Annotated in this window: 22 protein-coding genes; 19 read left to right on the top strand and 3 right to left on the bottom strand. The window is 35.2% G+C overall.

Features of this window, described 5'->3' with window-relative positions; all coding sequences use genetic code 11:
• Positions 1–226: 226 nt before the first annotated feature.
• From BCR23_RS06930 to BCR23_RS06915, 4 genes are all read left to right on the top strand, one after another.
• Positions 227–1,408, top strand: coding sequence for an AI-2E family transporter (locus BCR23_RS06930; protein WP_069634762.1), 1,182 nt, complete (start codon positions 227–229; stop codon positions 1,406–1,408).
• Between the two features lie 227 nt (positions 1,409–1,635).
• Entirely contained in the window at positions 1,636–2,199 is a 564-nt protein-coding gene (amaP, locus tag BCR23_RS06925) for an alkaline shock response membrane anchor protein AmaP (protein ID WP_069634761.1), read from the top strand.
• A gap of 12 nt (positions 2,200–2,211) precedes the next feature.
• Positions 2,212–2,445 carry a DUF2273 domain-containing protein gene (locus BCR23_RS06920; protein WP_069634760.1) on the top strand — a complete coding sequence of 78 codons (234 nt, stop codon included), beginning with the start codon at positions 2,212–2,214 and terminating at the stop codon, positions 2,443–2,445.
• A gap of 26 nt (positions 2,446–2,471) precedes the next feature.
• On the top strand, positions 2,472–2,897 hold the full coding sequence (locus tag BCR23_RS06915; protein ID WP_069634759.1) for an Asp23/Gls24 family envelope stress response protein: 426 nt from the start codon (positions 2,472–2,474) through the stop codon (positions 2,895–2,897).
• 124 nt (positions 2,898–3,021) lie between these two features.
• Here the strand turns inward: BCR23_RS06915 and BCR23_RS06910 are convergent, their stop codons facing one another.
• Positions 3,022–3,477, bottom strand: a complete 456-nt coding sequence (locus tag BCR23_RS06910) for a methylated-DNA--[protein]-cysteine S-methyltransferase (RefSeq protein WP_069634758.1) — start codon at positions 3,475–3,477, stop codon at positions 3,022–3,024.
• Positions 3,478–3,568: 91 nt separating this feature from the next.
• Here BCR23_RS06910 and BCR23_RS06905 point away from each other — a divergent pair, with 91 nt between their 5' ends.
• From BCR23_RS06905 to BCR23_RS06875, 7 genes are all read left to right on the top strand, one after another.
• Positions 3,569–4,948: a bifunctional metallophosphatase/5'-nucleotidase gene (locus BCR23_RS06905; protein ID WP_069634757.1), complete on the top strand. Its 1,380-nt coding sequence runs from the start codon at positions 3,569–3,571 to the stop codon at positions 4,946–4,948.
• 34 nt (positions 4,949–4,982) lie between these two features.
• Positions 4,983–5,642 carry a YutD family protein gene (locus tag BCR23_RS06900; RefSeq protein ID WP_069634756.1) on the top strand — a complete coding sequence of 220 codons (660 nt, stop codon included), beginning with the start codon at positions 4,983–4,985 and terminating at the stop codon, positions 5,640–5,642.
• A 6-nt stretch (positions 5,643–5,648) separates the two neighbouring features.
• A complete protein-coding gene (locus BCR23_RS06895; RefSeq protein WP_069634755.1) occupies positions 5,649–6,419 on the top strand; it encodes a TIGR01457 family HAD-type hydrolase in 771 nt (256 codons plus the stop codon).
• Position 6,420: 1 nt separating this feature from the next.
• A complete protein-coding gene (locus BCR23_RS06890; protein ID WP_420809723.1) occupies positions 6,421–7,068 on the top strand; it encodes a TIGR01906 family membrane protein in 648 nt (215 codons plus the stop codon).
• Positions 7,069–7,207: 139 nt separating this feature from the next.
• Positions 7,208–7,777 (top strand): DUF1836 domain-containing protein, encoded by a 570-nt coding sequence (locus tag BCR23_RS06885; protein ID WP_069634753.1) that lies wholly within the window; start codon positions 7,208–7,210, stop codon positions 7,775–7,777.
• Positions 7,770–8,627: a DegV family protein gene (locus BCR23_RS06880; protein WP_069634752.1), complete on the top strand. Its 858-nt coding sequence runs from the start codon at positions 7,770–7,772 to the stop codon at positions 8,625–8,627. The genes BCR23_RS06885 and BCR23_RS06880 overlap by 8 nt, the downstream gene beginning before the upstream one ends.
• A gap of 197 nt (positions 8,628–8,824) precedes the next feature.
• Positions 8,825–9,490, top strand: coding sequence for an MIP family channel protein (locus tag BCR23_RS06875; RefSeq protein WP_083241907.1), 666 nt, complete (start codon positions 8,825–8,827; stop codon positions 9,488–9,490).
• Between the two features lie 61 nt (positions 9,491–9,551).
• Here the strand turns inward: BCR23_RS06875 and BCR23_RS06870 are convergent, their stop codons facing one another.
• Positions 9,552–10,319, bottom strand: coding sequence for an SDR family NAD(P)-dependent oxidoreductase (locus BCR23_RS06870; protein ID WP_069634751.1), 768 nt, complete (start codon positions 10,317–10,319; stop codon positions 9,552–9,554).
• A 98-nt stretch (positions 10,320–10,417) separates the two neighbouring features.
• Between BCR23_RS06870 and BCR23_RS06865 the strand changes: the two genes are divergently transcribed.
• The gene (locus tag BCR23_RS06865; protein WP_069634750.1) at positions 10,418–10,783 is read left to right on the top strand and encodes a MerR family transcriptional regulator; all 366 of its coding nucleotides are present in this window, start codon (positions 10,418–10,420) and stop codon (positions 10,781–10,783) included.
• A 54-nt stretch (positions 10,784–10,837) separates the two neighbouring features.
• Here the strand turns inward: BCR23_RS06865 and BCR23_RS06860 are convergent, their stop codons facing one another.
• The gene (locus BCR23_RS06860; protein ID WP_069634749.1) at positions 10,838–11,797 is read right to left on the bottom strand and encodes a S66 family peptidase; all 960 of its coding nucleotides are present in this window, start codon (positions 11,795–11,797) and stop codon (positions 10,838–10,840) included.
• A 187-nt stretch (positions 11,798–11,984) separates the two neighbouring features.
• On the opposite strand from BCR23_RS06860, the gene yycF reads away from it, so the two are divergent.
• The 7 genes from yycF to BCR23_RS06825 all read left to right on the top strand — a co-directional run bounded on the left by yycF (position 11,985) and on the right by BCR23_RS06825 (position 19,546).
• Positions 11,985–12,689 carry a response regulator YycF gene (yycF, locus tag BCR23_RS06855; protein ID WP_069634748.1) on the top strand — a complete coding sequence of 235 codons (705 nt, stop codon included), beginning with the start codon at positions 11,985–11,987 and terminating at the stop codon, positions 12,687–12,689.
• Positions 12,690–12,695: 6 nt separating this feature from the next.
• Positions 12,696–14,525, top strand: a complete 1,830-nt coding sequence (walK, locus tag BCR23_RS06850) for a cell wall metabolism sensor histidine kinase WalK (protein WP_069634747.1) — start codon at positions 12,696–12,698, stop codon at positions 14,523–14,525.
• Positions 14,522–15,832, top strand: coding sequence for a YycH family regulatory protein (locus tag BCR23_RS06845; RefSeq protein WP_069634746.1), 1,311 nt, complete (start codon positions 14,522–14,524; stop codon positions 15,830–15,832). Before walK ends, BCR23_RS06845 begins: the two co-directional genes overlap by 4 nt.
• A complete protein-coding gene (locus BCR23_RS06840; protein ID WP_069634745.1) occupies positions 15,832–16,713 on the top strand; it encodes a two-component system regulatory protein YycI in 882 nt (293 codons plus the stop codon). The genes BCR23_RS06845 and BCR23_RS06840 overlap by 1 nt, the downstream gene beginning before the upstream one ends.
• A 53-nt stretch (positions 16,714–16,766) precedes the next feature.
• A complete protein-coding gene (locus BCR23_RS06835) occupies positions 16,767–17,573 on the top strand; it encodes an MBL fold metallo-hydrolase (RefSeq protein ID WP_069634744.1) in 807 nt (268 codons plus the stop codon).
• Between the two features lie 207 nt (positions 17,574–17,780).
• Positions 17,781–18,683, top strand: a complete 903-nt coding sequence (locus BCR23_RS06830) for a permease (protein ID WP_069634743.1) — start codon at positions 17,781–17,783, stop codon at positions 18,681–18,683.
• Between the two features lie 14 nt (positions 18,684–18,697).
• Complete coding sequence (locus BCR23_RS06825) at positions 18,698–19,546, top strand: TIGR03943 family putative permease subunit (RefSeq protein WP_069634742.1); 849 nt, start codon at positions 18,698–18,700, stop codon at positions 19,544–19,546.
• Positions 19,547–19,584 lie beyond the last annotated feature (38 nt).

Genomic DNA, 19,584 nt, shown 5'->3' with positions numbered 1-19,584 from the left:
TAACGACTAGGTGATCTTTTTTTACAAGTAAAAACAGAAAGAGATTATTTTTTTATCGATGTTGATTTTTTGTTACAATAAATGAAGTGATGATATCTAGTTTGAAGGATTGAAGATCTCTGGAAAAAGATAAAAACTACCTGTGACAAAAAGCATTACAAACATATTTTGTTTTTTTACGAGGCTAAACGAGTCTATTATACGTTTAATTTAAGGAGGGAAGAAGATGGAAAAAAAACAAGAAACAAGATGGATTAAATTTCTAGGTGGAAAAAATTTACTATTCACACTGGTTGCATTATTGTTATTGGGGGCAGTGATTTTTGTTTTTCATCAGGTTGGTTTTATATTTGGTCCAATTGGTGTTGTTTTTAAAACGATTATTGGTCCGACAATTTTAGCACTGATCTTGTATTACTTGTTTAATCCGTTGGTTAATTGGCTAGAAAAGTATAAAGTTAAACGAGTGTACAGTGTTTCAGCTATTTTTATGATTCTTGTTACATTGATAGTTGTAGGGATTATACTTGTGGTTCCGATTTTACAAAAACAAGTAGATGGATTAATCAAGAGTTTTCCCCAGTATATGGTTGATTTAAATAAGATGATTACTGATTTTTTCCATAATTCAGCTTTGGAGAAACCTTTGGCTAATGCGTTAGCAGGAGTTCAAAAATGGTTTGATAATGTATCTGATGGGATTGGCAGTTACTTCAGTAAAGCAGTGGAAGGTGCGTCCACGGTGTTTACTACATTAACAGGCTTTGCTTTAGTGATGGTAACAGCACCAATCATTACTTTTTTCCTATTAAAAGATGATCAGAAGTTTTTCTCTTTTATTTTACAGATCATACCACCACGTTTTAGAGATGACGCCAAAGAGATTGGGGCAACAATGAGTAGTCAGGTGGGAGCTTATTTAAAAGGACAAATTTTAGTGTCAATTGCGATTGGTGTTTTAACGTTTATTGGATTTTGGATTGTTCAAATGCCTTATTCTGGAACGTTGTCCATTATTGTGGGAGTGACAGCAGTTATTCCTTATATTGGACCAGTTATAGCATTCATACCAGCAGCTATTGTTGCGTTGATGGCGTCATTTGGGATGTTTATTAAAATGACGATTGTTTGGATGCTTGTTCAAATGCTAAATGGACATTTAATTGCTCCCCAAGTCATGGGCAAACGGCTTGTTGTTCATCCATTGACGATTATCATTGTGTTATTGGTCATGGGAGATTTATTAGGGATGTTTGGCTTTATATTTGGGATTCCAATTTATGCTATCGCTAAGGTTTTAGTTACCTATATTTTTCGTAAGTTTAAACAACGTTACAATCAGTTCTATGGTGATAGCGGCGAGTATGAAGATACGGAATTTTCTAAAGAAGAGTACCTTGATGAGTAGTAGTATAAGAATGGCCATTTTTAGCATATAAAATGAACAATTAATTGATCAATCATCTGTGATTCAGTAAGTAATTAAACTGGATGAGAGAGGATTGATCTTTTTTGCTGTCTTCTAAAGAGGAATGATCATCTAAAAAAGACAATTCGTATCTTTTGTAATACTTTTTTTTAGGCGTTACAATTTGATTAACGGTAAAACAACGAGTCTTTAAAGGAGGGAAGTTTATGAAACGATTGTTAAAAATAATTTTTGCACTAATCATACTCCTGTTATTTGTAGGGACTATAGGTTTATTAAGTCAAATGATTGACATCCCTTGGGTATCCTATGAAGTAGACTCACTTCTTTATAGCTATTCATGGCTATTCTCTTTCTTTGAAGGCATTTTACTTATACTAGGGGTGCTTTTATTTCTCAGTTTGGTGGTCGTTCTTTCTGTTTCTGGTCAAAGAAAACGCTTAGTTGTGAAGGAAGGGAAAAATCGAATTGAAATACCCAAAAGTACGGTAAAGCAGTTGGTAGAAGAGGCGTACAGTAAAAGTATCCATCCAGATAAAACAAAAATGACAGTCAAAATCAAAGGAAAAGAAAAAGTGGCTGTCGATCTCAAGCTCGATGTTCGTAGTAAAGAACGTTACCAACCAATGGGAGAAGAGATTAAAGTAGAGATACAAAAAGTACTATCTGAAGCTTTGGAATCAATTGATAGTCATGTAACCGTTCGTTTAAATGAAAAAGATCAGAAAGCGTCTGCGACATTCAACAAGAAAAAATCACGGGTAATATAGGAGGGGAAAGTAATGAAACAAGAACAAAAAGAACGATGGGTTGAATTGCTTAAACCTTATCGCTTCCGAATTATTTGGACAACTCTGTTTTTTCTATTAGCCTTACTTTTATTACTTATTGGTTTGGGAAAAACACTTGTTTTATTGATTTTTGCAGCGGTAGGTTATACCATCGGAAAAATGCGTGACGAAGACTTGGATTTTTATTCCTTGGTAGATTCATTAAGATCTATGATAGGAATTTAAAAACTATTTTAAAGGAGTGAGTGCAATTGGTAGAAGATGTACAAAGTAATGCAGAAGGTTTAAAAACCAAACTGACGTTTAGTGATGTGGTTATCAAAAAAATTGTAGGGGTCATTATTTCAGATGTTGAGGGCATTTTAGGGTTAAGTGGCAATCTTTTTACTGATTTTGCAGATCGTTTTAGAGATAATGAAGATATCACGAAAGGTATTGATGTGGAGGTTGGGACAAAACAAGTGGCTGTAGATGTATCAGTGATTTGTGAATATGATGTTACCGTGTCCAATGTCTTTGATCAAACAGTTGAAAGAGTAAAAGAAGCCATTCATCATATGACAGGATTAGATCTTATCGAGTTTAATATGAATGTGGACGATGTCATGACAAAAGAACAATATTTAGAAAAATACCGTGGCAAAGATAGTGAAGAAAATAAGGACAATAACGAATAAATTTTAAGAGAATTTTCATTCCAGTTACACATCAACAACGAAAAAGAATGGGCTAACAGAACGATTACCGTTTTGTTGCCCATTCTTTTTTTGAAGCTATTAAAAAAGGTGGAACTTTTAGAATCTAGAATTTATTTTCCACTTGTAAGAGGAATTTTTTTATACTAAGACCATCCTGCTCAGAACTACCCAAATAACCAGTTAATTTGCCGTTTTTGCCAATTACTCGGTGGCAAGGGATGATGATGGGAATGGGGTTTTTACTATTTGCTTGACCAATTGCTCGAACAGCTTTAGGTGAATCCACGGCATGTGCGATGTCTAAATAACTACGCGTTTCTCCGTAGGGAATCAGATACAGTGCATCCCAAACTTTTTTCTGGAAGGTTGTACCAGTTTTAATGGATAAAGGGACAGAAAAGGTCGTTCGCTTACCCGAAAAATACTCCGTTAACTCTTTAGCAGCTTGCTCGGTAAACTGATTTGTCTGATGATCGTTAAGTTCAACAAAAGAAACGGTCGTTAAGCCTTGATTATCAGCGTCTAACCAAATAGATCCGAAAGGTACATTAATTTTCATGCTTTTCTCCTTTTTTTAGCGGTTAGTTTATTATACTTCATCTGGAAGTATGGTACTATATTTTTATATACTAAAATTGGGGGCGATATAAATGGAAGAAATCGTAATTTTACATACAAACGATTTACATTCACATTTGGAAAATTGGCCCAAAATCAGACGATATTTGATTAATCAAAAAGAAAAATACAAAAATGAAGGAAAAACAGTTATAGTACTTGACCTTGGAGATTTCATTGATCGATGGCATCCTCTGACAGAAGCAACAGATGGACAGGCCAATATAGCGTTGATGAATGAAGTAGGATACGATGCTGCAACGATTGGCAATAATGAAGGGATCGGTAATTCCAAAGAACAGTTGAATCATCTATATGATCATCGGAATTTTGATGTCTTGTTGGGTAACTTATTTGATTTAAATACAGGTCAAGCACCTGATTGGACAAAACCTTATAGAATCATAGAAACAAAAGACAAAACAAACATTGGGTTGATTGCTTTAACGGCACCATTTCCCTTAACTTATGAGCCAAATGGTTGGTCTATTCGCTCAACAAAAGACACGTTGCCGCACTTGATCAGAGACGTTCAAGCTCAATGTGATCTCGTAATTCTAATGAGCCATTTAGGCATTGACGAGGATCTTAAAATTGCAAATGAGTATCCAGAAATCAATGTATTACTAGGATCACACACGCATCACGTATTCAAACATGGAGAGAAAATTAATGGGACTCAATTATCTGCTGCGGGTAAATTCGGTCATTATATTGGAGAAGTTCACTTAACGGTTGCCAATGGAAAAATTATTTATAGTGAAGCTAAAGCAGTACCTACCACCGATCTACCTGCTTTGTCAGGAGATCAAAGAGAAACCCAGGATTATCTGGCTTTGGGACATGAACTGCTAAAGAAAAAACAAATTGCAAAGCTACCTTATAAGTTGTCGGTTGATTTAAATGAGCAGCAGTCGTTGATTGTAACGACTTTAAAGGCGTTGAAAGAAAAAGGTCAGACAGAAGCTGCAATTTTAAATAATGGCTTATTTTTGACAGATGTTCCCAAAGGGATTGTTGATGAAGATCAACTGCACGAGACCTTGCCTCATCCTATGCATCTTATTCGGGTAACCTTAGTGGGAAGTGAATTGATTCGGATGATTCGAGAGATGGAAAAAAATCGTGATTATTTACGTAAGTTTCCAATTACTGGGATGGGATTTCGCGGTAAGATTTTTGGTGAACTTTACTATGATGGATTGGCCTATGATAAACTAAAAAAACAAGTTCTTTGGCATAATCAACCCATCAATTTAGAGCAGAAATATACATTTACTACGGTTGATCATTTCATGTTCATTCCATTTTTTCCAACAATTGAGCTAGCAGGTGAGGTAGAATTTATTTTTCCAGAATTTATTCGAACAGTTTTAGGAAACTACTTAAGCGCCCACTACCCAATCCTATAAAAACAAGGTATAATAAAATCTAGGCGGTGAAAAAATGACAGACAAAGTAAAAAAACCATACAAATCTAATAAATCAACTAAACATAAAGAAGAGCCAGCAGCTACTTTAACAGAAGAAATAACTGCTGTCCTTGAAGAAATAAAAGAAGAACCTGTCAAAGAAAAGAAAAAAGGTGAAATCGTCACAATTGTTGATGATACTCATGTGACAATTGGCGAACGTCAGTATCTTTTAGTGAAGAATCATCGGGAAGCCTTTGATGCAGAAAGATTAGGAGAACGCTTTAGTGATGTTCTTTCAAGATATGATTATATTGTTGGTGATTGGGGATATGACCAACTTCGTTTAAAAGGATTCTTCAATGAATCAAATCGCAAAGCTTCCCCAGAACAAAGAATCGACACACTGGAAGATTACTTATATGAGTATTGTAATTTTGGCTGTGCTTATTTTGTAATCGAACGAGTTGGCGGAAAACGCGAAAAACCGCAACCACGCCGTAAGAAAACAAATAAAAAGCCAGTGAATCAAACTCAAGCTCATACAGAAGAAAAACGTGTTCCAGTAACGAATAAACCCAAACCAGTGATTAAAAACCGTAAAGAGAATGAGACGAAAAAACCAGTCATTGGTAAAAAAGATAATGGCGCCAGTCAAGGACGTTCATTTACTATTCGTCAACGTGAGGAGTAATCATCTGTGAAAAAGGATTATCAAGGATATTTAATTGATCTAGATGGCACAATTTATTTAGGCAAAGAAGTTATTCCAGCAGGAAAACGATTTGTAGAACGTTTGCAAGAACTAAAGCTGCCTTTTCTCTTTGTGACCAATAATACAACTAAAACTCCTGAAGCTGTTGCTAATCGGTTAGCGCAAGAATTTGATATTCATGTGTCTGCTAAAACTGTTTATACAGCCAGTTTAGCGACAATCGATTATATGAAAGAACAAGGTAAAGGCAATCGCGTTTTTGTGATCGGTGAGTCAGGGCTTGTGGATTTGATTTTATCCGCTGGTTTTGAATGGGATGAAGAACAACCGGATTATGTGGTTGTCGGATTGGATACGGATATCCATTATGAAAAATTTGCAACAGCAGCATTGTGCATCAGAAATGGCGCAACATTTATTGGCACAAATCCTGATAAAAGCATTCCGACTGAACGAGGATTGTTGCCAGGGGCAGGATCATTTGTTTCTTTAGTTCAAACGGCAACACAACAAGACCCCATCATGATCGGCAAACCAAATGACATTATCATGAATGAGGCGCTAAAAGTCATGAACCTAGATAAGGAGTCTGTTATCATGGTCGGTGACAACTATGAAACTGATATTCAGTCGGGCCTTAAAAATGGCATTGACAGTTTACTTGTTTTGTCTGGATTTACCTCAAAATCAGCAGTTGAAAGCTTACCTGAAAAACCAACATATATTGTTGAGTCTTTAGATGAATGGGATTTTTGATATGAAAACAAAAGAAAGAAGTTGGATTTGGTTTGAAAGAGCAGGGATTTTGTGTTTGATTTTGACGATTATCTCTTTAGCCATTACAATAACCATTAATTTTCGGTTGTTGTATGTGATTGATATTGATTCGTTGAAGATTTTAGATTATATGTCAATGGATAAATCAACTCTTTTAAAAAACTTTGATCAATTGATGGCTTATTTAAATAATCCCTTTAATCACACGTTGAAACTATCCGATTTTCCAGTTTCTGAGAGCGGAGCGTTTCATTTTTATGAAGTAAAACGACTATTTTTACTTTGTTATGGCGTGTTGGCTTTGACAATCATTCCAAGTGGAATCTTTATTTTTCGACTGATTAAAACGAAAAGAATCTGGCGTTTGATTCGTCCATTTCAATGGGGAATGATCATTCCAGTATTCTTTGGTGTCTTGATGGCTATTGGTTTTGATCAGTTTTTTGTAGCATTTCATGGATTATTTTTTAATAATGATGATTGGTTATTTGATCCTGTAACAGACCCTATTATTAATGTATTACCAGAAGAATTTTTTATGCATTGCTTTATTTTATTCTTTGTTTTATTGGAGCTATTCTTTTTTATCGGAATTGTTGCTGGGAAACGAGAATTGAAAAAATTATAGAATATAGTTAAGTGGCTAGAAGCAGAACTCTAAGAGTTGTTTCTGGTCTTCTTTCTAATTCTAATCTAGTTTTAAAAACTAGATTGAATGTTTTTCAAAAAAATGTTAAACTGTTTTTGTAAGTAGAAGGAGGGGTCTTGTGAATGAAATAAAATCCTCTTTGCGAGTTTGGGGAGAAGAACTTGTAAATGTTCATTTGCCTAGGTGGCATGAATTACCTGAAATAGAGTTATATATGGATCAAGTGATCACCTTAGTTGAACGTTATTTGTCTCCAGTTATTCCTAAGGAAAAGCATACATTACTAACATCATCTATGGTCAATAATTATGTGAAATTAGGATTGATTCCAGCACCAAAGAAAAAACGTTACAATCAAAAGCATTTAGCTTTTTTAATAGCCATTACAATGTTGAAGCAAGTATTAACTATACCAGAAATCAAACAAGGAATTATTTTTCAAGGTGCAGCGGTTGGTATTCGTGAAGCGTATAACCTGTTTTGTGATGAACAAGAAGCTGCATTAGCAGTAGTTGTTTCACAAGCAATGGGAAAAGAGCCGATTGCTGCTTTTGACCATTCGATTTCTGTCGAGTTTATGGTAGTAAAAGGTGCCACACTGTCCTTTGCAACAAAATTATTTACTGAAAAAGTCATTGAGTTGGAACAAAAATATTTAGAAGAAAATGGAGAACAAGAGCATGAATAAAGAGAAAATCGCCTTATTAGTTGATTCAGGAACAGATGTCCCTCAAGAATTAGTTGAACAATACGGGATGTATATGATTCCTTTACAGATTATTTATAAAGATCGTATTTATACAGATAAAGTGGATATTACGCCAGAAGAAGTCTATGAGCGCTTACCTATAGAAATTCCTAGTACTTCTTTACCAGATGGTGAAACGATCACAAAGATTTTTGATAAAATCAAAGCAGACGGTTACGAAAAAGTTCTAGCTGTGACGATTTCAAGTGGGTTAAGTGGAACGTATAATGTTGTACGGTTAATTTCAGAAGAATTTGAAGGATTAGAGACATTTGTTTTAGACACAAAAAGTATTGGAATCGGTAGTGGTCTTCAAGCAATTGAAGGAGCTAAATTAATAGAAGCAGGTCTTTCTTGGGATGAAATCAAAACAAAATTGACTAGCAATGTGACTAAAGCAAAAGTATTTTTCAATGTTGCTACTCTGGAGTATTTACAAAAAGGCGGACGGATCGGATTAGTTGCTTCTATTTTAGGAAATGCATTGAAGTTAAATCCAATTATTTCTTGTAATGGAGAGGGCGTTTATCATACGGTGGCCAAAGCTCGAGGCAGAAAGAAAAGTTTAGATAAGACGTTTGATTTAGTTAAAGCATTTGTTGGCGATCATAAGAAATTTGTTTTAGCTGTCGCTCAAGGGCAAGCAGTAGAAGAAGCAGAAGCGTTTTATGAAAAGCTGAAGGAACAATTTCCCCAAGCTGAAAAAATTTATTTGGGTACAATAAGTCCAGCACTAGTAGTTCATACTGGTCCGGGTCTTCTAGGTGTAGGTATCCAGCTTTTAGATTAATTTTTGAATACCAACAAATGTACATTATTTCGATGTCTTTTGTTGGTATTTTTTTTCGTTTGCTTTTATGATTAAATGTATCAATTAGATTGAGATATTACTCATTAAATTTTCTTTTAATTTTAGTTGAAACTATCATGAAAATTTTCGAGACTATGGTAATCTATTGAAATGTTAAATTGAAGGGAGAAAAAATTATGAAAAAAGCAATTGCAGAATGTCTTGGAACATTTATCTTAGTTTTCTTTGGTACAGCAACCGCTGTTTTAGGAAATGGGATGGAAGGTATTGGTACAACAGGGATTGCATTAGCATTTGGCTTAACGATTATTGCGGCTGCGTATAGTATTGGTACAGTGTCTGGTGCTCACTTAAATCCAGCAGTATCATTAGGTATGTGGGTTAATAAACGTATATCAACAATGGAGTTGATCTATTACATTGTTGGACAAATCGTTGGTGGTTTGATCGCTTCATTTGCTTTGTTGTCTATTTTGAACGCATCTGGAAAAGAAACAATAAACTTAGGTCAAAATGCTTTTGGTGATTTGAGTGCGGTAGGTGCCTTAACAGTAGAAATTATTTTAACATTTATTTTCGTTTTGGTTATCATGACTGTAACAAGTGCTAAAAAAGGCAACGCAAAACTTGCCGGAGTTGTGATTGGTTTAACATTGACAATGGTTCATTTAGTTGGGATTCCGCTAACTGGTACATCAGTCAATCCAGCTAGAAGTTTAGCACCAGCAATCTTTGTTGGTGGCGAGGCTTTATCACAAGTTTGGGTATTCATTGTAGCTCCGCTGATCGGCGGTCTCCTTGCAGCCTTAGTTGGTAAGTACTTGCTAGATACAGAAGAATAAAAGAAGAAAAAACTTGCCTGATAGACTATTTCTGTCAGGCAAGTTTTTTAGTGTAAATAAATTACAAATTTTTTATACCCGTTTCATAATGGTCGAAGCGTGGACCTGATAAATTAAACTCAAATGTATTTCGATCAACAAGTCCAACAACATCTTGGCTTAGATAAAGTTCTATAAGAAATTGCGCCATTTGTTTAGCTGTGTGAAATGTAGAAAATCCCTTATTATAATCGTAAGAAGTGGAACCGTTGGCGATTTGGGCAAATTCTGTTTCAGTTGCAGCTGGAGCTAAAATTTTGGCTTTTAAAGATGCACCTTTGGCTTGTAATTCTAGAGCAATGCCTTCAGTAAAAGCACTCACGTAAAATTTACTGGCGCAATAGGTTGCTGCGTTGGGGACATTCTTATAACCGCCTGCAGAAGAAACATTAATTAACTGAGTCTGGTCTTTGTTTTGGTAATCAGTAACATAAAGAGTTGATAATAAGGTCAGGGCTTCAATGTTTAACTGAAGCATTTGGCTTACTTTAGCTAAGTCTTGATCAGAAACAGAATGATAATAACCAAACCCAGCATTGTTAATCCAAGTCTCAATATCATAAATTTTTAGATCATTATACATAGCTAAAACAGTTTCACGTTGTGACAAATCGGTTGTCTTGATGATAATATCTCTGTTAGGATGCTCAGATAAAATTTCTTCTTTTAAAGTAGTAAGCCGATCCTCTCGTCGAGCAATCAATATAAGGTTTTTCCCCATTTTGCTAAATGCTTTGGCTGTTTCTAGACCAATCCCTGAACTGGCTCCTGTAATTGCTGTATACTTCATAATTATTTCCTCCTAAAAATGGATTTGGTGGTACAATTAAAGTATAGAGTTTAGAGGCGACTCTAAAGCAAGAAGGAAATCAAAAAGGATGTGAAAAAGTGTATACGATCAGTGAATTTGCTGAAAAAATTGGTATTAGTGAACATACACTAAGGTATTACGAAAAACAAGGGTTGATTGAACCATCAAGAGATGAACATAACTATCGTGTTTATGGAGAAGAAGACAGTGACTGGGCAACTTTTGTGATTAAATTAAAAAACACAGGAATTTCTTTAAAAGAAATTAAAAAATATACCGAGTTAAGAAAAGTCGGCGACGCAACGATTTCTGAGCGTAAACAGTTATTATTAAACCATCGTATAAAAATCATGTTAGAGTATGAAAAAGTCAGAAATCATCTTGAATTGCTGGATGATAAAATCGCATTATATGAACAGTTGGAAAAAGAATATAAAAAATAAATCCACTAATGTTTGCTCCGCCGATGAGCGAAGTAAACGTTAGTGGATTTATTTTTAAAAAAAGGTGAGTCTTTTCTGAGTTGTATCAACAGTCACTTGATCGCCAATTGGAATGGTAAAAATCGGTTGTGTGTGTCCAAAATTCATATCATAAATAACAGGAATCTCACGTAATACAGGGTATTTTCCTAGAATTGCTAAAAGACGTTCCTCTGTCATTTCCGTTTCTTTAGGGAACCGTCCAATCAATAATGCTTGAGGATGTTTCACTACTTGTAGTAATGAAGCTAAACCACGTGCAAAATCATGATAGTCATCTTCTTCAGCATTTTCAACAAATAAAATCGATCGTTCAAGTTTTGGTAGGAACTGTGTACCAAAAAGCAGTTGAAACGTCCCTAAATTACCGCCGTAACAAATTCCCGTAACAGGATTGGAATGACTGTAGACTTTCCAATCATTAGCAATCAATGTTCGTTTTGAATTTGGCAAATACCATTCATCTTGACTCCATGATTCAGAAGCGTAAACATCAAAAGCTTTTTCATCCGTTGTTGCATGTAAAAAGAATTCTGTTTGATATTCTTGCAATTCATCCATTTGAAAACTAGAAAAATGCGGGCCGACATACGTAAGTAATTTTGTTTGTGCAGTAATTGCATTGCATAAAGCAGTGATATCACTATAGCCGCAAAAAATTTTAGGATGTCGTTTAATTAGTTCAAAATCAAGATAAGGGAGTAATTCATTGCTGTTAAAGCCTCCGATCGCTGTTAGAATACCTTTGACATTCTCATCTGAAAAAGCTTCATGTAAATCTTTGACACGGCTCATGATGGAAGAAGATCCAAGTATATCTTGTTCGTCTGTGTGCTCAGAAAAAGTGACGTTAAACCCTAAATCTGTCAATTTTTTCACGGCTGCTTCTATTCCCAAATCGGTTAATCGTAAAAAACTGCTGGAGGGGGCAATGACTCGGATTTCATCTCCAGGTTGTAATCGTGGTGCTTTCATTTTTATCGCTTCCTTTTAAAAAAACTTATTCTTAATTATAGTCGGAAAGACTTAGTTTTTGCAAGATATAGATAAGAAAGAGTAAGGACTCTTCTATCAAAGGTGAAACAGTGGACAAAATAAGGTATAATAAGAGAGAATATATTTAATTAGTGAAAAGACAAAAGAAAAAAGAGGTGCCTCTTATATGAAAAAAATATTAGTTGTAGATGATGAAAAGCCGATTTCGGAAATTGTGAAATACAACCTTACTAAAGAAGGATACGAAGTGTTCACCGCTTATGATGGTGAAGAAGCTGTTGAAAAAGTGAAAGAAGTAGAACCGGATTTAATTATCTTAGATTTAATGTTGCCAAAAATGGACGGACTGGAAGTTGCCAGAGAAGTTCGTAAAACCTATGATATGCCTATCATTATGGTGACTGCAAAGGATTCTGAAATTGATAAAGTTTTAGGACTAGAACTTGGTGCAGATGATTATGTAACAAAGCCTTTTTCTAATCGTGAACTTGTAGCCCGCGTCAAAGCAAATCTACGCCGTGGTGCGACTAGTGCTAAAGAAGCAGAATCAACAACGCAATCAGAATTAACGATTGGCGATTTAACGATTCACCCAGATGCTTATATGGTATCTAAGCGAGGAGATAAAATCGAGCTGACACACCGTGAATTTGAATTGCTTTATTATTTAGCCAAACATATTGGACAAGTGATGACACGTGAACATTTACTCCAAACTGTTTGGGGCTATGATTATTTTGGTGATGTTCGTACAGTGGATGTAACGGTGCGTCGTTTAAGAGAGAAAATTGAAGATAGCCCAAGCCATCCGACTTATTTAGTCACTCGTCGTGGTGTCGGCTATTATCTTCGAAACCCTGAACAGGAGTAGTGATTTATGAAGAAAAAAGTTCACTTTTTTCAATCGGTAAACTTTAAGATTGCGTTATCATTTATCTTATTACTATTGATAGCAATCCAAATCATTGGAGGCTATTTCATCCGTGAGTTGGAGTCTACAACTATAAATGATTATAAAAAAACTGTTGACCTACAAGTAACCCAACTGGCTAGTACACTTAGTACTAAGTTAGGAGAAAAAGATCGTGATCGTACAGAAATCGATGCTAACCTAAAGAAAACACTGAGTGACTTATCTGCTTCTGAAACGATTGAAGCTCGTGTCGTTGATGATAAAGGGATTGTACGTGCTTCAAGTGATTTGAATCAGCAAGGAATTATCGGTAAAAAAAATGATTATCGTGACTTGAATGATTTTAGTGCTAAAAAATATTCAGCCATGGATAAAGATAAACGTGTATACATTAATGTTCAGCCTATCCAATCCCCGACTGGCGACACAGTCATCGGGGTTCTTTATGTTAAAAGCAATATCGAGGGGAAATACCAGGAAATTACAGACACTGCCCGTATCTTTTTCACCGCTTCAATTATTGCTGGAGCGATTTCGATTATTGTGACACTATTGATTGCAAGATCGATCACTCAACCAATTGGTGAGATGAGAGAACAAGCGTTGCGGATTGCCAGAGGTGATTATACTGGAAAAGTCAAAGTCTACGGAAAAGATGAGTTAGGTCAGTTGGCAGAAACCTTTAACCAGTTATCTGAAAGAATTGAAGAAGCCCAAGAAACAATGGAGGCTGAACGAAATCGTTTGGATAGTGTTTTGGCTCATATGACGGATGGTGTTATTGCGACAGATAGACGAGGAAAGGTTATTACGATCAATGAAATGGCCCTTTCTTTACTGAACGTTAAAGATGAGCACGTGATTGGTTCTTCGTTATTGGAACTTTTAGACATTGAAACGGATTATACTTTGCGGAAATTACTAGAAGAACCAGAGGAAATTTTGATTGATCGATCGTCGTCTTCAATGGAAGAAGATCAAATGATCATTCGTGTTGATTTTGCAATGATTCGTCGTGAATCGGGATTTATTACTGGTCTTGTTTGTGTACTTCATGATGTAACGGAACAAGAAAAGAATGAGCGGGAACGTCGAGAATTTGTATCTAATGTTTCTCATGAATTGCGAACGCCATTAACTAGTATGCGAAGCTACATTGAAGCACTAAGCGAAGGCGCTTGGGAAAATCCTGAAATTGCTCCAAATTTCTTGAAAGTGACATTGGAAGAAACTGATCGGATGATTCGAATGATCAATGATTTACTAAATCTTTCAAGAATGGATTCCGGTAACGGTGAATTACAGTTAGAGTATGTCAATTTTAATGAGTTGATCAATTTTGTGTTAGATCGATTTGATATGATGGTTGAAGGAAATGATAAAAAATATACGATACATCGTGAGTTCACCAAACGAGACTTATGGGTCGAGCTTGACACAGACAAAGTTATTCAAGTCTTGGATAATATCTTAAATAACGCTATCAAATATTCTCCTGATGGGGGAGAAATCACTTGTCGTTTGTTAGAAACACATAATAATGTCGTGTTCAGTGTAACGGACCAAGGCCTTGGGATTCCTAAAAAAGACGTTAATAAAGTGTTTGATCGCTTTTATCGAGTGGATAAAGCTCGTGCCCGTGAACAAGGCGGGACAGGACTTGGATTAGCCATCTCAAGAGAAGTAGTCAAAGCCCATAATGGAGCAATTTGGGTGGAAAGTAAAGAAGGTCAAGGTTCTACCTTTTATATATCCTTGCCTTATGAACCTTATGAGGAGGATTGGTGGGAATGAAAATGACGGAACGAATCGTACGCATTGGATTGGTCTTTTTAGTGTTGCTCAGTCTGTATCTTTCGGTCAGTATCTGGGTTAGCTCAGCTAAAAAAGAAAAGCCAGTCAAAAACGATCCTCAACTTGCTACAGCAGTTGTGAACGAAAGGGCAGATACAGATGTTTTTTTACCGATGCGTTTAGTTCGTATGCAGGATGGCAAATCTGAAATGAATAACAGTGAAAATCTAATCACGAATATTCAAAATGAAATCAAGAATAGTAAATTCGGAGAATTGATTCAAACGGTTCAAGGGAATTCAGAACAGTTTGATAAATACCTAGTAATGGATCAAGGATTTGAACTGCTATATGAGGGTCCTTTTTTATTAAGTGAATATATTTCTGTTTATAATTTAGCTCTCAATTTGACGGATATCAATAATAATGCGGATATTTATTTTACCTGTATTCAAGTTGATTTAAGTCAAAATAAAATTCGCTTTTTAGATTTTAATCGTAAGGATGTTTATGAAGCGCCGATTACTATTGATAATGAAAAAGCATTAACTCTAATGAATAAAGTTTCTGTACAATACAATCAAATCTCAGAACAACAAGCCATAGCAGGGAAACACTATTTTATGTCAGAAGATTTAAAAATGAAAAAATACAGTTATATCTTAGCCTCTCAGCCAGTCACTAAGTTTCGTAATGCTTTTTTTTCCAATACGGAAAATATTCAAACAAACGAAGACAGCAAAGATTTGTCATATACTAGTGGTAGTGAACGTTTGGTTGCAGAAGAAAAACTTGGAACAATCCATTTTAATGGTGAGTTAGGGACGCGAACACCTGAAGATAACATTTATTCCGATAGTTTTGATTACGTAAAAAAATTAGGTACAAATATGGGGAATATTCGTTACTTTGATCGATCCAATTCTGAGATCAATTATCGAACGTTTGTGGAGGGGTATCCAGTATTTAGTGAGAATGATAAAGGTCAAGTTCGCATTACGATTGACAATGATAAAGCCGAAAAAACAAGTGTAGTCATTGAAACAAGTGTGGATACGATTCAAGTGCCGATTCCATCAGAAGAAGAAGTGATTTTAAAAAGTACGGAAAATTTATTAGAACAACTAGCTGCAAATGGTGCCGATCAAGAGAAAATAAATTCAATGGTTATTGGTTACACGTGGCATAAGATCGAGGAAATAACACAAGTTGTCGATCTAACTCCGGAATGGTATATTCGCTATGATAACAAATGGTATCCGGAACGTGAATTACTAGAACACCTAGCGAAGTTGGAGGTGGGGTAATGGACTTCAAACGTATCGAATGGATTTTTTTCATCGCCTTTTTAGGTTTAAATATGTTTCTCTTCGGGATTTATCAAGAAGGATTAAAAGAAGAAAACAACGTTTCTTTTTCTGACCAGACAGATAGTATTGAGAAACGTCTAGGCAAAGATGGGATTACCTATAAAAATGCGCTTTCTAGTGAAAAAATGGAGGGGTACTATTTAAGCGGAGAACAAACGAATTTTGACGATGCAATTCAAAATGAACGAACAACAAGAGATCGTAACTTCTTTAAAAACGGAGTCGAACTGATTGATAACTCGTTAATTGTTTATCCTCAAATGAGCTATAGTCAAACTAGTTATTTTATTGATGAAAAGAGTGTGAACAGATCACTTGAAGCTTTTCTAAATAATAAAGATAGTGTTCTTTTTGGTAATCAATACCACTATTTACCTGATTTCTCTAATTTGGATGGCGAATTCCCGGAAGTGATTGTTTCTCAGAGCTATAAGAATATTCCGTTTAAAGATGACACAGCTCAAATTTCATTAAAACTAGAAAAATCAGATGAATCTGCAGGAATTCACAAAATTTACAAATATACCCAAACTCATATTCAAGGGATCGAAGAATTACGAGATAAGATGGATTTATCATCTGAGCGGGATGCAATCGAAACCTTGTATATAAATAATAAGATTCCGAGTAACTCAAAAATTTCCTTTATGAAATTAGCTTATACGAGGATTTATAAAATTCGTGAGAAAAATGTTTATGTTCCTGTATGGTTTATCGGAATTAAGTCTGGTGAGAATAACTTACAGATCGAGCAAGTGAATGCCATGAGCAATACGATCATTACAAATAATACTGTCCCAAAGGTGGAAAATCATTAATGATGGTTGTATAATAGGTAGCTGTAGACTAAAGAAGGGAAGCGAGCAGATAAATGAGTCAAGAAAAAGCTTTTAATATTAGCATTCTTGCTAGTGGAAGTACCGGTAATTCCCTTTTTATTGAAACAGAGAACAAAAAGCTACTTGTAGATGCCGGGCTAAGTGGAAAGAAAATCACTTCACTGCTAGCGGAGGTTGATCGCAAACCAGAAGATTTGGATGCTATTCTAGTTACCCACGAACATCGAGATCATATTCACGGTGTGGGGGTACTTGCTAGGAAATATAAATTAGACGTTTATGCGAATGAAAAAACGTGGGCAGCAATGGACCCCTTGATCGGTAATGTGGCTGTTGAGCAAAAGCATATATTTGATATGGGCAAAGTTTTGACTTTTGGCGACATGGATATCGAGAGCTTTGGTGTTTCCCATGATGCTGCGGCGCCACAGTTTTATCGTTTCTTTAAAGACAATCGTTCTTTTGTCATGTTGACGGATACTGGCTATTGTAGCGATCATCTTCGAGGAACAATCAAAAATGCGGATGCCTATTTAATCGAAAGTAATCATGAATTAGAGATTTTACGAATGGGTCCATATCCGTGGAGTCTAAAACAGCGGATTTTAGGAGATAAAGGTCATTTATCAAATGATGATGGTGCCTTAACTATGGCTGACGTGATTGGTGATCAGACAAAACGAATTTATTTGGGACATTTAAGTAAAGAAAATAATACAAAAGAACATGCTCGTATGGCAATGGAATCAATTTTAACGGAAAAAGGATTAGGTGTTAATTTTGATTTTAATGTATATGACACCGATCCAGAATCAGCATCAGAGTTGTTTGCAATTTAAGAAACTGAGTAAAACAAGGCTAAATAATTAGTTTTGTTTTACTCTTTTTTGTTCGGTATAGAATATATTATAGAACTTTTAATAAATGCTGTATTAGCTTGTTTTTTTTCAGTAGGTGCAGTATAGTTAACTATATTTTTGAATGTTAAAAAACAGATGTACAGATACAGTTACTGATGTTATTTTAACAGCAGTAGGAGGAATTAGATGTTTCAATTTTTACCTCATTCAGTTTTGCAAATGGGCACTATCTTTTTATCAATCGTGATCGAAGCGTTACCTTTTGTTATGCTTGGTTGTGTGATTTCAGGTGCTTTGCATGTATTTCTAACCCCGGAAAGAGTGAAAAAATTATTACCTAAAAATAAACTTTTATCAATTATCGTAGGAAGCTTCCTGGGTTTCTTTTTTCCATCTTGTGAATGTGGTATCGTTCCGATTGTTCATCAATTTGTAAAAAAAGATGTGCCGACATACACTGCTTTTGCTTTTATGATCACGGCACCAATTATCAATCCAATTGTCTTATTTTCCACGTATATTGCTTTTGGAAACTCAGTCAAATTTGTTATTTGGCGAGTGTTAGGAAGTATGCTAGTGGCTTTAATTGTGGGTGTTTGGTTGGCTTATATCAATAGAGAACCTATTCTACAGCAATCAGTATTGAACGCTACATGTACAATTGAAGAAGAACATCATCATAAAAAAGAAACCATTTGGCATAAGTGTTGGTCTGTATTGACTCATGGAATCGATGAGTTTTTTGATACGGGACGCTACTTGATTTTTGGTTCGCTTTTAGCTGCGGCTATGCAGACTTATTTACCAACAGGTGCCATTTTACAATTAGGCCATACAAAAATTTTAGCTATTTTAGTCATGCTTGTGCTAGCTGCTACTTTATCATTATGCTCTGAAGCAGATGCCTTTATTGGTTCATCTTTATTGAGTTTATTTGGTAGTGGACCAGTCGTAGGTTTCCTTGTTTTTGGACCTATGGTGGATATCAAGAATTTATTAATGATGAAACGCTACTTTAAAACATCATTTATGTTAAAATTTGTCGGCATTGTTACCGTAGTTGTCAGTCTTTATGCGTTAGCAATTTAAGGAGGGAAGAATGAATGATTCGATTTTTGATTTTGGTAGGATATTCGACTTTAATGATGTACTTACAGGTATCTGGCAGGCTGAATCAATATATAAATGTCCATTATCAATATCTAGCGATTCTATCGATGGTACTGTCTTTTGTTTTAGCGATTGTTCAACTGATTATTTGGAATAAAGAAGGGGATCAAAAAGAATCAGATCACCATCATCATAACCATGACGAACACGATCATGGCTTGAATAAACCTTATCAAAAAGGAATTGCCTATTTTTTACTGGCGTTGCCGTTGATTGTTGGATTTATGTTTCCGACAATTAGTTTGGATACATCAATTGTTGAAGCGAAAGGATTTAATTTTCCATTGAGCAAGGAGTCTGTTGGAGATCCTGATGTCCAAACACAATATTTAAAACCAGATACCAGTATTTATTTTGATAAGACTGATTACAATGAGCAAATGAAAAAAGCCTTAAAAAAATATATTAAAGATGATCATGTGGCAGTAACAGATGAAAATTATTTGGAAGTAATGGAATTGATCTACAATTATCCAAGTGAATTTATTGGTAAAACAGTCTCTTATAAAGGATTTGTTTTTAATTCTACGCAAAATGAGCAGACGGATGCTTTTGTTTTCCGATTTGGTATTATTCATTGTGTAGCTGATTCTGGTGTGTTTGGATTATTGACACATATGCCTAAAGAACAACACTTAAAAAATAATGATTGGGTGGAACTGACAGGGACGATCCATTCAAACTACTATGCACCATTTAAGCGAGACATTCCCGTTGTAGATGTTACCAAAGTAAAAAAAGTTGATGCGCCGAAGAATCAATATGTATACCGTTCATTTTAAAAAAAGTACCAGCCGATTTTTGGCTGGTACTTTTTTTA

This window comes from Enterococcus quebecensis (assembly GCF_001730365.1).
GTDB classification, from domain to species: Bacteria; Bacillota; Bacilli; order Lactobacillales; family Enterococcaceae; genus Enterococcus_L; species Enterococcus_L quebecensis.
This window is presented reverse-complemented; position numbering and strand designations above follow the sequence as displayed.

Bases quoted from the DNA above. Each gene is read 5' to 3' on its own strand.
- BCR23_RS06840 (WP_069634745.1), top strand. From the start codon at position 15,832: ATGGACTTCAAACGTATCGAATGGATTTTTTTCATCGCCTTTTTAGGT.
- yycF (WP_069634748.1), top strand. From the start codon at position 11,985: ATGAAAAAAATATTAGTTGTAGATGATGAAAAGCCGATTTCGGAAATT.
- BCR23_RS06875 (WP_083241907.1), top strand. From the start codon at position 8,825: ATGAAAAAAGCAATTGCAGAATGTCTTGGAACATTTATCTTAGTTTTC.
- BCR23_RS06930 (WP_069634762.1), top strand. From the start codon at position 227: ATGGAAAAAAAACAAGAAACAAGATGGATTAAATTTCTAGGTGGAAAA.
- BCR23_RS06825 (WP_069634742.1), top strand. From the start codon at position 18,698: ATGATTCGATTTTTGATTTTGGTAGGATATTCGACTTTAATGATGTAC.
- BCR23_RS06905 (WP_069634757.1), top strand. From the start codon at position 3,569: ATGGAAGAAATCGTAATTTTACATACAAACGATTTACATTCACATTTG.
- BCR23_RS06870 (WP_069634751.1), bottom strand. From the start codon at position 10,319: ATGAAGTATACAGCAATTACAGGAGCCAGTTCAGGGATTGGTCTAGAA.
- BCR23_RS06900 (WP_069634756.1), top strand. From the start codon at position 4,983: ATGACAGACAAAGTAAAAAAACCATACAAATCTAATAAATCAACTAAA.
- BCR23_RS06830 (WP_069634743.1), top strand. From the start codon at position 17,781: ATGTTTCAATTTTTACCTCATTCAGTTTTGCAAATGGGCACTATCTTT.
- amaP (WP_069634761.1), top strand. From the start codon at position 1,636: ATGAAACGATTGTTAAAAATAATTTTTGCACTAATCATACTCCTGTTA.
- BCR23_RS06880 (WP_069634752.1), top strand. From the start codon at position 7,770: ATGAATAAAGAGAAAATCGCCTTATTAGTTGATTCAGGAACAGATGTC.
- BCR23_RS06845 (WP_069634746.1), top strand. From the start codon at position 14,522: ATGAAAATGACGGAACGAATCGTACGCATTGGATTGGTCTTTTTAGTG.
- BCR23_RS06835 (WP_069634744.1), top strand. From the start codon at position 16,767: ATGAGTCAAGAAAAAGCTTTTAATATTAGCATTCTTGCTAGTGGAAGT.
- BCR23_RS06890 (WP_420809723.1), top strand. From the start codon at position 6,421: ATGAAAACAAAAGAAAGAAGTTGGATTTGGTTTGAAAGAGCAGGGATT.
- BCR23_RS06920 (WP_069634760.1), top strand. From the start codon at position 2,212: ATGAAACAAGAACAAAAAGAACGATGGGTTGAATTGCTTAAACCTTAT.
- walK (WP_069634747.1), top strand. From the start codon at position 12,696: ATGAAGAAAAAAGTTCACTTTTTTCAATCGGTAAACTTTAAGATTGCG.
- BCR23_RS06910 (WP_069634758.1), bottom strand. From the start codon at position 3,477: ATGAAAATTAATGTACCTTTCGGATCTATTTGGTTAGACGCTGATAAT.
- BCR23_RS06860 (WP_069634749.1), bottom strand. From the start codon at position 11,797: ATGAAAGCACCACGATTACAACCTGGAGATGAAATCCGAGTCATTGCC.